This is a genomic window from Kitasatospora sp. NPDC048365, from assembly GCF_043200835.1.
GTDB lineage: Bacteria > Actinomycetota > Actinomycetes > Streptomycetales > Streptomycetaceae > Kitasatospora > Kitasatospora terrestris.
On the sequence record NZ_JBICYJ010000093.1, the window covers coordinates 1 to 9,060 of the forward strand.

At 70.9% G+C, this 9,060-nt stretch carries 14 protein-coding genes and 1 pseudogene; 2 read left to right on the top strand and 13 right to left on the bottom strand.

Annotated features, from left to right (window positions below):
- Positions 1–94: 94 nt before the first annotated feature.
- From ACGFX4_RS40940 to ACGFX4_RS40995, 12 genes and pseudogenes are all read right to left on the bottom strand, one after another.
- A pseudogene (locus ACGFX4_RS40940) lies at positions 95–1,189 on the bottom strand (replication initiator); the annotation flags it as partial.
- Positions 1,186–1,875 carry a DNA cytosine methyltransferase gene (locus ACGFX4_RS40945; RefSeq protein ID WP_393086254.1) on the bottom strand — a complete coding sequence of 230 codons (690 nt, stop codon included), beginning with the start codon at positions 1,873–1,875 and terminating at the stop codon, positions 1,186–1,188. The pseudogene ACGFX4_RS40940 and the gene ACGFX4_RS40945, both read right to left, overlap by 4 nt.
- A 61-nt stretch (positions 1,876–1,936) precedes the next feature.
- Positions 1,937–2,107: a hypothetical protein gene (locus tag ACGFX4_RS40950; protein WP_393086256.1), complete on the bottom strand. Its 171-nt coding sequence runs from the start codon at positions 2,105–2,107 to the stop codon at positions 1,937–1,939.
- Between the two features lie 2 nt (positions 2,108–2,109).
- Positions 2,110–2,292, bottom strand: coding sequence for a hypothetical protein (locus ACGFX4_RS40955; protein ID WP_393086258.1), 183 nt, complete (start codon positions 2,290–2,292; stop codon positions 2,110–2,112).
- Positions 2,293–2,383: 91 nt separating this feature from the next.
- On the bottom strand, positions 2,384–2,920 hold the full coding sequence (locus ACGFX4_RS40960; RefSeq protein WP_393086260.1) for a hypothetical protein: 537 nt from the start codon (positions 2,918–2,920) through the stop codon (positions 2,384–2,386).
- 17 nt (positions 2,921–2,937) lie between these two features.
- A complete protein-coding gene (locus ACGFX4_RS40965) occupies positions 2,938–3,135 on the bottom strand; it encodes a hypothetical protein (protein ID WP_393086262.1) in 198 nt (65 codons plus the stop codon).
- A 13-nt stretch (positions 3,136–3,148) separates the two neighbouring features.
- On the bottom strand, positions 3,149–3,853 hold the full coding sequence (locus tag ACGFX4_RS40970; RefSeq protein WP_393086264.1) for a DUF2637 domain-containing protein: 705 nt from the start codon (positions 3,851–3,853) through the stop codon (positions 3,149–3,151).
- A 77-nt stretch (positions 3,854–3,930) separates the two neighbouring features.
- The gene (locus ACGFX4_RS40975) at positions 3,931–4,095 is read right to left on the bottom strand and encodes a hypothetical protein (RefSeq protein ID WP_393086266.1); all 165 of its coding nucleotides are present in this window, start codon (positions 4,093–4,095) and stop codon (positions 3,931–3,933) included.
- Positions 4,092–4,274: a hypothetical protein gene (locus ACGFX4_RS40980; protein WP_393086268.1), complete on the bottom strand. Its 183-nt coding sequence runs from the start codon at positions 4,272–4,274 to the stop codon at positions 4,092–4,094. Before ACGFX4_RS40980 ends, ACGFX4_RS40975 begins: the two co-directional genes overlap by 4 nt.
- Positions 4,275–4,279: 5 nt before the next feature.
- Positions 4,280–4,492, bottom strand: a complete 213-nt coding sequence (locus tag ACGFX4_RS40985; protein ID WP_393086270.1) for a hypothetical protein — start codon at positions 4,490–4,492, stop codon at positions 4,280–4,282.
- A gap of 76 nt (positions 4,493–4,568) precedes the next feature.
- On the bottom strand, positions 4,569–5,963 hold the full coding sequence (locus ACGFX4_RS40990) for an FtsK/SpoIIIE domain-containing protein (RefSeq protein WP_393086272.1): 1,395 nt from the start codon (positions 5,961–5,963) through the stop codon (positions 4,569–4,571).
- A 5-nt stretch (positions 5,964–5,968) separates the two neighbouring features.
- Positions 5,969–6,325 carry a hypothetical protein gene (locus ACGFX4_RS40995; protein WP_393086274.1) on the bottom strand — a complete coding sequence of 119 codons (357 nt, stop codon included), beginning with the start codon at positions 6,323–6,325 and terminating at the stop codon, positions 5,969–5,971.
- A gap of 204 nt (positions 6,326–6,529) precedes the next feature.
- Between ACGFX4_RS40995 and ACGFX4_RS41000 the strand changes: the two genes are divergently transcribed.
- Together ACGFX4_RS41000 and ACGFX4_RS41005 are read left to right on the top strand one after the other, a co-directional pair.
- Entirely contained in the window at positions 6,530–7,318 is a 789-nt protein-coding gene (locus tag ACGFX4_RS41000) for a GntR family transcriptional regulator (protein WP_393086280.1), read from the top strand.
- Between the two features lie 2 nt (positions 7,319–7,320).
- On the top strand, positions 7,321–8,076 hold the full coding sequence (locus ACGFX4_RS41005; RefSeq protein WP_393086276.1) for a glycosyltransferase family 2 protein: 756 nt from the start codon (positions 7,321–7,323) through the stop codon (positions 8,074–8,076).
- Positions 8,077–8,136: 60 nt separating this feature from the next.
- On the opposite strand, the gene ACGFX4_RS41010 is transcribed toward ACGFX4_RS41005, so the two are convergent.
- Positions 8,137–8,700: a hypothetical protein gene (locus tag ACGFX4_RS41010; protein ID WP_393086278.1), complete on the bottom strand. Its 564-nt coding sequence runs from the start codon at positions 8,698–8,700 to the stop codon at positions 8,137–8,139.
- Positions 8,701–9,060 lie beyond the last annotated feature (360 nt).

Consider the following 9,060-nt stretch of genomic DNA (forward strand, 5'->3'; position numbering starts at 1 on the left):
AAACCACCGACGAGACCATCCCGACCGCACTCACCGCCTAGCCTGAAACCGGATCACCGAGTGGCCGTCGATACACCACTCAAGCGGACGTGACCCCGAGCATGTGGGACCAGTGCGCCAGGAGTCGGCCGTGGTAGAGCGGGTCGAGGTCCCAGCAGGCTTCGATCAGGCGGCGGGTGTGGTCGGGGAGTTGGTGGCGGTCGAGTTCGTGGCGCTCCAGGATGCGGCGGTCGACGGTCTCGGTGGCCTCGGCCGACTTGGTGGCGTACTTGGCTACGTAGGCGGCGACGGCCTGTTCGGAGATCTCGCCGTCCGCGAATCCCGTGATGGGCCGCACGTCCACCTGCTGACCCCACTCGAGTAACCGGGCGGGGAGGTGGCCAGCGGCGGCGAGCGGGACGGTGGCGCGGCGGGCGGCGGCGCGGATCGCGGCGTCCAGGAGCTCGGTGGTTGCCCAGGCCGGGGGAGGGGAGTCGGGGCCGGTGGGGCCGTCGATGCGGATGACCGCGTGGAAGTGGACGTTGCCCCGGCGCTGGTACTCGGCGACTTTGCCGAAGGAGATCTTCGCCTGCTCCTTGAACTCGTACTGGTAGAGCCCGGCCATCTTCGCCATGGTGCGGAACAGGTAGATCGTGAAGCGGCGCCACAGGTCGGGGGCGTGGTTGTTCCAGAGCACGGCGTGGGCGTAGTCGTAGCGGTCGGGGTCGAGCGGGGTGCCGAGGATCGGGGAGTCGGCGGGGTGCTGGGTGCCGCAGTGGCAGCGGCCCTTGTCGGGGCGGTTGTGGACGGGGCCGAAGGACGGGGCGGTGAGGGTGGCGAAGACGCGGGGGTGGGAGCGGACGGTGGCCGGGACGCCCTTGGTGTCGTCTCCGGCGAGGCCGGCGCGGATGAGGTGGAAGGTGTCGGCGGAGTAGGTCCGGGCGCAGGAGGTGCAGCGGGAGGCGCGGCGGTTGCCGCAGGCGACCTTGAGGCGGTGGCCGGGTTCGTGCCAGGTGGAGTAGCGGTGCAGCACGTTGCCGGTGGGGACGTGGGTGAGGGTGCGGAAGCCGGACAGGTGGATCGGGTTCGAGCAGCCTCCGGTACGCCGGATCTGGTCTTGGAGTCTGAGAAGGTCGCCGCGGGCGGCGAGGCGGGCGAGGTCGGCGACGGCCAGGCGGTCGGGTACGGGTGCGACGGCGGGTCGGCTCACGCGGCGGCCCCGGCGCGGTTGGCAAGGAAGGCGTGGGCGATGTGGGCGGTGTAGGCCGGGGGGATGGCTTCGGCGATCTCGCGGCGGACGGTGGTCCAGTGGATGCCCATGGCGTTCTGCCACTGGGGGACGGTGCCCTTGCCGCCGCCCTCTCCGTAGACGGCGAAGTAGGGGCCGTCGTACCACTTGCCGTGGCGCATGCCGGCGACGCGGCCCCGGTGGGGGCGGTGGGTCGGGGCGGGGACGGTGAAGCCGTGCAGCTCGAAGTAGCGGTGGCGGATGACGCCGAGGCCGAACATCTCGCCGCACAGGGTCAGGTCGCGGCGGAGCGGGGAGCCCTGCACGTTCTCCAGGACGAAGGGGACGCCGGCGGCGGTGAGGGTGTCGCGGAGCGGGGCGACGAGGTCGGGGTAGGTGCGGCCCTTGTTGGTGCCCTTGGTCAGCGCCGAGTGCGTCTGGCAGGGCGGGGAGGCGTGGACCAGGTCAAAGCGGTGGGCGTTCGCGGTGGCGTAGGCGACGGCGTCCGCCTGGACGAACTCGAACGGGTAGTTGGGCTGCGGGTCGAGGTCGACGCCGGTCACCTCGAACCCGGCCGAGTGGTAGCCCATCGCGGCACCGCCAGCGCAGCAGCACAGGTCGAGGACGCGAAGGCCGTTGGCGGGGCGGGTGGGGAGCTGGTGGAGCACGGGGATCACCTCCGAAAGGGAGGCCCCGGGGCCGAGTTGGTTGCCGGCCCCGGGGCGGGGCTCAGGACTGGTCGGACGCGGGCTTCGTGTTCTGGTCGGTCCAGGTCTCGGCGCAGACCTTGTGGGCGGGCTTGCCACGGTCCGAGCGGAGGTTGGTGGGCTTGTCGCAGACGCCGCAGGGGGCGGGCTTGCTGGCCCAGTGCGAGGAGTCGCGCCAGTCGAAGACGGCCACGGTCAGACCGCCTTGGCGGTGACCAGGGGGTGCGCGAGGGTGCCGAGGCCACGGCAGGCCGGGCAGGCGACGGGGATGGTGCGGCGGGTGCCGTCGAGGTGGCGGGAGCCGGTGGCGATCACGGCGGAGGCGAAGCCGTCGCAGTGGTGGCAGACGCGGATCCGGGCGTGGCGGTGCTGGGGCATGATGGTGCTCTCCTTCGTGGGCTTCGGTTCGGGAAGGGACGTGGTCCTCGGGGCGGTGTGTGCTTGCCGGCTGTGCCGCCCCGAGGGCCGATCAGATGCCGAGGGACAGGGCCCGGGCGCTGGCCCGGTCGAGGAGCTGGTGGACGTCGCTCTGCCGGGTCGCCGGCAGGTCGTTGAAGACGTCGGGGGAGCTGACGGGCCGCCCGGTGGCGTGGAGGACTTCCATCACCTGCACGCGGGCGCGCCGGACGGTGTACGCGGTGCCGTAGCCGTGGGCCAGGACGGCGGCCTGAGCGCCGAGCAGGCAGACGCGGCCGGCGGAGTCCCACATGGCCCCCTGCACCCAGCCGACTTCGGCGAGGTACCGGGACGAGAGCCGCAGGTGGTCCGCGACGGACACTTCGACCGGCCGGGCCGGGCGGTTGGCGAGACGGTCCAGGAGCGTCGGGCGGGGTACAGGAAGCCCGGCGTTCCAGCGCTGGACGGTGGAGCCCAGCGGGCAGACGTACGGGACGGTCAGCCGGGCGGGCGCCGGGAGAGAGGCCAGGTACGTCTCGATCTCGGCGACGAGGGTGGAGCCGTCCGGGGTGAGCAGCAGCGAGTCGGGAAGCAGCAGTCCGGCAGCCATGGCGGTACCTCCGTCGGTTACTTGGTGGTGGAGTTGTTGATGACCTGCACGCCGTCGTGCGTGGTGCTGTCGATCAGCGGCGCGACCGAGGACGTGGCGAGGTAGAAGCCGAGCAGGACCAGCGCGGTGACCGCCCACCAGCGCAGTCGCAGGTGCCGGACGATCAGCCAGCTGACGATCAGCAGGACGAGGGTCAGCGGGAGCGTGATGTTCATCGGGCGGTGCCTCTCAGATCAGCTCGGCGGCGAGGGCCGAGGCGAGCGGGTCCTTGATGCCGAGCCGGGCGCGCAGCGTGGCGGCGTCGATAGGGTCGCCGGTGCGGGCGCGGTGGTCGTCGGCGACCTTCCGGGCGTGCTGGAGCAGCGGTGCGGGGACAGCCGTCGCGGCCGGAGTGACCGGCTGTGCGGGTGCCGGCGTGGGCGACGGGGCCGGAGGCTCCGGCATGGGCGCGGGAGCTGGCGCCAAGGCCGGGAACGGTGCGGCGGGCTCGATGGGCTCGGGCTCCGGTTCGTACAGCGGGGGCAGCTCGGTGTCCTCCACGAAGGAGACCGGTTCGGTGTCGGAAGCCGCGGACTCCGTGTGGTGGACGAGCAGGGTGCCGCCGAGGAAGGCGGCGGCCGGCCAACCGGCGACGACGATGCGCAGCCAGGCCGGTGTCTGGCCGAGGTCGAGCAGGCCGGCGGTGCCGATATTGGCGCCGAGCGACGCGGCGAGGGCGATGACGAACCAGACCCAGGCCAGCGCGGTCGAGGTCCGGGTCTGCAGGCGGCGCCAGGCGGCGACGAGCAGCAGGTCGACGGAGACCGGATAGGCCCACGCCTTCCAGCCGGTCTGGCCCGAGGCTTCGGCGAGGTCGTGCAGGTGGGCGAAGGACAGCGCGGCAGCGATCACGGCTTGGACCAGGATGGCGTCCACCTTGGGCAGTCGGCGCATGTCGGTTCACCTCCAGGTGGGTTGGAGCCGGAGCGGGCAGGGCGTCGGCGTGCTGCCCAACTCCGGCAGTTCGGTCGCTACTTGGCGGGAGCCGGGCGACGTTCGGCCCGGATGTAGAGGCGCAGGCGGTTCGGTTCGTGCGCCGGGTACTCCTTGACGTCCTGCACGGACCACAGCCGGCACAGGTCGGCGACCACGTGGGGCACCTCGCCGGTCTCACAAATGACCCGGATCTCGATCACTCCGGCTCCCCGAGCACGATGCCGGTCCCGAGGCAGTCCAGGCAGGTCGCTTCCTGTTGCGCGAGCTTCCGGCGGCGTGCGCCCCGGCCGGTGAACACGGGGACGGTGATCTGTCCGGTGCCCGCGCACTCGTCGCAGGGCCGGGCCTTGGTCGCGGAGGTGCGGCTGCTGCGGGCCATCGAGGTCACCGACCGTTCCGGGCACGGCGGCCGGCGGCGGATCGGGCGTCACGGGCGAGCGCGGCGACCTCCCGGTTCTTCGGGTCGGCGGCGGCGAGCCGCTCCAGGACCTCGACCCGGTCGGCGAGGAGCGGACCGCGATCCCCGTTGGTCGAGGAGGCGGCCCGGATGTGGGCCACGAAGGCGCCGATCTCGGCGAGGGACGGCTGGCGGGACATGGTGGTGCTCCTCTCGTTCGGGCATGGCTGTGCTGGGACTTGGCGCTGAGGGCCGCGCCGGGCCGGAAGGTAAGCGCTACTCGGCGACCGGGACGGGCACGTAGATCGGCGGCGCCGAGGGCTGCGGCGGGACGGCGGCCGATGCGGTCTGCGGCCGGAACGCTGCCAGGCGGTGCAGGTCGGGCGTCAGGTGCGCGTACTTGGCGCATTGGGCGGCGACTTCGGCGAGCGAGCGGTACGGGGTACGGATCTGGTGCCAGACGCCCGAGGTGTCGCCGGTGATGGCAGTACCGGGCATGGCCGGGCTGATCCGGGTGGCGGCGTCCATCGCGTCGTTGGAGATGTCGCCGAGGCCCATGCGGGCGCTCTCGACATCGTTGACTCGGTGGACGGTACGGCTGGTGAGCTGGGAGCGGAGCAGGGTCGCGCCCTTGCCGAGGTCGGCGCCGAAGCGCTGGCCGGTGATCTCCAGGAAGATGCCGGCCGCCCGAGCGAGCTGGGACAGGCGGATCAACGCCGTGACGAGCTGGTTGCGGCGCGGTTCGTCGTCCCGGGAGGCCACCAGGAACAGCTCGGCGATCTCGTCCACCAGGACGATGATCGGGACCGGGCGGACCTTCTTCGGGAGCCCCCAAATGTCGGCCGTGACGTTCTCGGCCGAGACCGAACCGGGGAGCCCCTGATAGGCCCTGATCAGGTCGTACCGGTCGTCCATCTCGACCAGCAGGCCGAGCAGGACACCGAGCGCGTCCGCCTGGTTGGTGGCCAAGGCGGAGAGCCGCCGGGCGAACGGGCGTTGCTCGACACCGCCCTTGCAGTCGATCCCGACCAGGGCGACGGGCTGAGACGCCAGGCCATGGATCAGGTTGCGGGTGTACATCGACTTGCCCGACTGGTTGGCCCCGAGGTTCATGGCGTGCGGGACCGCGCAGTAGTCCCGGACGTGCGGCGTGCCGTCCGAGCGCAGCGCAACGGGGATCCGGAGCAGTCCGCCGGCCTTGGCCACGGCCCGCCGAGGCATCTGCACCGTGCGCAGCACGTCGTAGCCGACGATCTGCAGATCCACGACGCCCGGCTTCACCTCGGCGGCGTAGACCGCGTGGACGCCCCAGGCGTGCCGCAGTCGCTCCGTGGCGTTGAGGACGTCGGCGGTCTCCTGGCCCCGGGCGAGGCGGAGCCGGACTCGGAGGCCGGTTGCCGATCCCCGGAAGCCCCGGATCTTCGGCATCTCGGGCTTCGAGTCGCGGTTGGCAGCCTGGGCCGCCATCGCCCGCCAGAACGACGGCTCAACAGTCAGGCCGCAGGCTTCCATCACGGCGTCGTAGTCGCGGTGGATCCGGCTGATGGTCAGCGGCAGGCCGACGGCGGTCCAGTAGGCGCGCGGGTGCTTCGCCTTGGCGTACAGGGCCCCACCGCCGAGCGCGGCGGCCGGGAGACCGAGTTCCAGCAGCGAGGTCGTGAGCGCGTCCACGGCGATCAGGCCTGCGCGCCGGCGAACGCGAGGGGCATGGTGGCGGTGACCGCCTCGGCGCGGAAGGCGATGCCGCTCCGCTTCTGGCCGTTGAACTCGTTCTCCCACGGCCGGGCGACCAGCTTGGTGAGGGCGACCAGGGTGCCCGGGGCGAGCCCCTCGGGGATGCCGGGCTGCGGCACGGTGAGGGCGAGGATGTCCGCCTGCCCGTTGGCCACGAAGGTCACGTCGAGGGTCATCAGCGGGGCGCCGGTCTCGGTGTCCAGTGCCATCTCGCCGGTGCGGCGGTCCTTGAGCTTCGGGCGCGGCTCCTGGGCCACCATCACCAGCGCGCCGGTCGTGTCGACGGGGATGAAGCGCATGTCGCGTACTCCTTCGCTGACCCCGGAGGACGTCTGCCTCCGGGAAAGCCCTGCTCACGGCAAGTGCCGCAAGTCCTCAACTCCTCTAGTCCTTAAGTCCTCTTGAGGAGTTGCTATGAACTATGACGGCCCATCAGCTGGTCGTCAACTCCTCTTTAGGACTTAAGATGTGTCCGAGACCACGACAGGGCGGTGACCGGCGACATGGCCAACCAGTACGAGCGGATTTCCACCGATTTGCGGCACCAGATCACCTCGGGCGAACTTGCCGAGGGCGACCGGCTGCCGGCGGAGACCGAGCTGGCGAAGCGCTACAAGGTGAGCGTCCCGACCGTCCGCCAGGGCGTGGGCGTGCTCCAGTCCGAGGGGCTGCTGGAGAAGCAGCACGGACGCGGCACCTTCGTCCGCCGCCAGCCGACCCCGGTGACCCGCACCAACCTGCGGCACCAGTGGGAGAAGGACCGGGCGCGAGAGTCCGAGTCCGAGCGGCTCAAGACCGGAGCCACCGAGCACGACACCGGCCTCACCGTGAACGACCTGGTCTTCGACGCCAAGTACGACAGGGTGCCGGCGTCCGCTGAGCTTGCGGCAGCGTTCGACGTGCCCGAGGGCACGATGCTGCTGGAGCGGATCTACCGGACCCGGCACAGCGATGAGCTGACACCGTTCAACGTCTCCCGGTCGTACCTCCCGCTGGAGCTGGTCGAACCGAACCCGGACTTGCTCCGCGAGGACCTCGAACCGTGGCCCGGCGGCACCCAGAACCAGCTCTTCACACTCGGCATCGAACTCGACCGCATTGTGGAGACGTTTCGGGCTCGGCCGCCGACGCCGGAAGAGACCGAGGAACTCGGCCTGCCGGTGGGTGTGTCCGTGGTGATCCTCCGGAAGACTTCGATCGACACCACCGACCGCGTGGTGGAGATCTCCGATGTCGTCCTGCCCGGCGACCGCACTGAGATCGTTTACACGACCAAGCTGGACAGGTGGTGACCATGGGCAACGTCATCAGCGTGATCACGGCCGTCCACGGGCCGGCAGCCGAGTACCTCGGCGACGCGTACAAGTCCCTGCTGGAGCAGGAGCTGCCGGCGGGCTGGGACTGGCAGTGGGTCATCCAGGAGGACGGCGAGACGGACGACGTCCGCCCGCACGTCCCTGACGATGCGCGGATCAGCTTCGGACAGAGCCGCCACGGGCGCGCCGGCATGGCGCGGACGATGGGCCTTTCGCGGGCGACCGGGCGTTTCGTGCGGGTGCTGGACGCCGACGACATGCTGACCCCGGGCGCCCTCGCGCGAGACCTTGCGGTACTGACCGGGCGGCCGGACGTGGCGTGGACGACCTCGCGGGTGCTCGACCTGCTGCCCGATGGCACGACGGTGGGCTTCGACCAGGACCCGCCCGAGGGCCCGATCGAGCGCGGCGAGGTGCTGCGGCACTGGCAGGCACACGACTTCCGCGCCCAGGTCCACCCGGCGACGCTCTGCGCGCGGCGGGAACTCGTACTCGCCCTCGGCGGCTGGATGGCTCTGCCGGCGTCCGAGGACACCGGGCTGCTGCTGGCACTCAACGCGGTGAGCCGCGGTTGGTTCTCGGCGGAGACCGGGCTGCTCTACCGGAAGTGGCCGGGACAGAGCACCAGCCAGGCCGCCCACAGCCAGGAGATCGAGCGGATGGCTCGCATGGCGGTGGTCGAGGCGCGTGCCGAGGCGCTGCTGGCCCTGGACTGGCAGATCGACGCAGCCTGAACGGCGACGACCCCGGTGGCGGAGGACTTCCGCTGCCGGGGTCATCTGCTGCTCGGGGACCTACTCGCCGGGGGAGGGGGTACGGGAGTCCGGAAGGATCAGCCCACGCGACGTGTGCCGGTCGCCGACGAAGCCCCCGGTCACGCCGAGGTCGGCACGAGCCACCTCGTGGAACACGTTGATCGCGCGGAAGATCTCGGTGTGGAGGCCCCGCCATTCCTCCAAGGGCCCCTCGACCAGCCGGCGGGCACGCCAGTCGATCGCGAGTGTGGCCGAGTTGACCGCGTGCGCGGCGTCGATGACCTGGTCACCCGCGAGCATCATCAGCCGCTCGAAGGCCAATGCGCGACGGCCCTCAGCCTCGGTGAGGTCCATCAGCAGCTCGTGTTCGGTCCGGGGCATGGCCCGCAGGTCGTGCGTTACCTCGTACGCCAGCACAGCCGCGTAGATGCAGGACCGGACGCTGCCCACGTACTCCACGTACGCGTCGAGCTTCTTCTCGTCCCAGCGGACCCGGAGCGAGTCCTTGCGTTTGCTCCGTTCCATCAGCTGATTCGTCATGTAGGTCGTCAGCCCACCCAGCACCACAGCAGCGATGGTCACCAGCTGCGTGATCGTATCCATGGTCCCCCGAAGCCGATGTGAAGGAGCGTCAGCCGCAGCCAGCGAGCATACGGGCCATCGGGCTGGAGAGTGGTCGGGAGAGCAGTTGTTACGAGTTTCGCTACTTCATCAAGGCGCCTCGCTCCGCTCGGCGGGGCAGGTGGGCGAAGCCCAAGGAAGGCACATCATCGGGCGGATCGAGATCCGGCGAGGATTCCCGGGTCTCCTGGAACTACTCAAGAGCAGCCTCACAGTACGTTCGGGGTGCCGCGCACGGCGCGGGCGGCGGGTTGCGTCCAGGGAAGTGGTGTACGGGTTCCACCCATTCCGGGGGTTTCGTCCCGGTAGCGGGTGTCACCTGAAAACGTAAGACGGCCATCG

Bases quoted from the DNA above. Each gene is read 5' to 3' on its own strand.
- ACGFX4_RS40960 (WP_393086260.1), bottom strand. From the start codon at position 2,920: ATGGCTGCCGGACTGCTGCTTCCCGACTCGCTGCTGCTCACCCCGGAC.
- ACGFX4_RS40985 (WP_393086270.1), bottom strand. From the start codon at position 4,492: ATGTCCCGCCAGCCGTCCCTCGCCGAGATCGGCGCCTTCGTGGCCCAC.
- ACGFX4_RS40955 (WP_393086258.1), bottom strand. From the start codon at position 2,292: ATGCCCCAGCACCGCCACGCCCGGATCCGCGTCTGCCACCACTGCGAC.
- ACGFX4_RS40965 (WP_393086262.1), bottom strand. From the start codon at position 3,135: ATGAACATCACGCTCCCGCTGACCCTCGTCCTGCTGATCGTCAGCTGG.
- ACGFX4_RS40995 (WP_393086274.1), bottom strand. From the start codon at position 6,325: ATGCGCTTCATCCCCGTCGACACGACCGGCGCGCTGGTGATGGTGGCC.
- ACGFX4_RS41000 (WP_393086280.1), top strand. From the start codon at position 6,530: ATGGCCAACCAGTACGAGCGGATTTCCACCGATTTGCGGCACCAGATC.
- ACGFX4_RS41005 (WP_393086276.1), top strand. From the start codon at position 7,321: ATGGGCAACGTCATCAGCGTGATCACGGCCGTCCACGGGCCGGCAGCC.
- ACGFX4_RS41010 (WP_393086278.1), bottom strand. From the start codon at position 8,700: ATGGATACGATCACGCAGCTGGTGACCATCGCTGCTGTGGTGCTGGGT.
- ACGFX4_RS40970 (WP_393086264.1), bottom strand. From the start codon at position 3,853: ATGCGCCGACTGCCCAAGGTGGACGCCATCCTGGTCCAAGCCGTGATC.
- ACGFX4_RS40980 (WP_393086268.1), bottom strand. From the start codon at position 4,274: ATGGCCCGCAGCAGCCGCACCTCCGCGACCAAGGCCCGGCCCTGCGAC.